The organism is Lactobacillus hominis DSM 23910 = CRBIP 24.179 (assembly GCF_000296835.1).
In the GTDB taxonomy this organism is placed as follows: Bacteria; Bacillota; Bacilli; order Lactobacillales; family Lactobacillaceae; genus Lactobacillus; species Lactobacillus hominis.
Map to the genome: position 1 here is coordinate 1 of NZ_CAKE01000024.1, position 1,000 is coordinate 1,000.

The 1,000-nt window shown below is 35.9% G+C and carries 1 protein-coding gene; it reads left to right on the top strand.

The annotated features are described in order from the left end of the window. Window positions 1-46 precede the first annotated feature (46 nt). Window positions 47-1,000: IS3 family transposase (locus BN55_RS09860; RefSeq protein ID WP_081497858.1), on the top strand; the 954-nt coding region annotated here is incomplete at its 3' end.

Here is a 1,000-nt window from a genome sequence, read left to right on the forward strand (position 1 = left end):
TGATATGAACCCCGAAATTCGGACAAGAATTTCGAGGTTTTTATTTATGGCTAAATTATCTAAACAAGACAAAATTGGTATTTACAATAATTGGAAGAATTACGGTATATCAGCTAATCAAGCAGCTAAAGAGTATAAAGTTAATTCTTCAACCTTGTCCTATCTCATTGCTCTAATAGATCATCATGGAGTAGAGATTCTTGACTCTGGTCATACAAATTATTCAGTTGAATTTAAGGAAAAAGCCATTGCAAGAGTACTTTTCAATCATGAAGTAGCCAATCAAGTATCACTAGAACTAGGTCTACCAAGCAACGGCATGCTTTATAATTGGATTCGCAAATACAAAGAAGATGGGTATAATGTCATTAATCACAAGAAAGGCAGGCCTACCCATGAAGGACAAAGACAAGCAAATTCAAGAGCTTCAAAAGCAAATAAAGGACCTCAAGCAGCAGAACTTGAGACTTACTGTCGAGAACGAATTTGTAAAAAAATTGAGCGCCTTAGTCTCCCAAAGAACCAAAAACCAACAGCGCAAGAAATAGCTACTGCGGTTACGCAGCTAAGGCAAGAACTCCATGTAACCGTGAGCTTTGTGCTTGATACAATCAACTCAAATCCTGATTTGCCTCATCTTTCACGCAGTAATTATTATTATACTTTGAGCAAAGAAGACAAAGATTTGAAGAACAAAAGCATTATGAACCGGATCAAAGAAATATTTGAGAAGCACAAGCATCGCTATGGTTATCGTAGAATTACTGCACAATTGCGTCGAGAAGGTATTATAGTCAATCATAAACGCGTTAAACGGTTGATGGTCAAAATGCATTTATATGCCATTGCGATTAGGCGTAGATTTAAATATTCAAGCTATAAAGGAACTATCGGAAAAATCAAGCCCAATTTAATTAAGCGTCATTTTAAGGCTGTTATTCCTGATAGGCATTGGTATTCAGATGTTACTGAATTTCACTTGAACGGAGAAAAACTATAT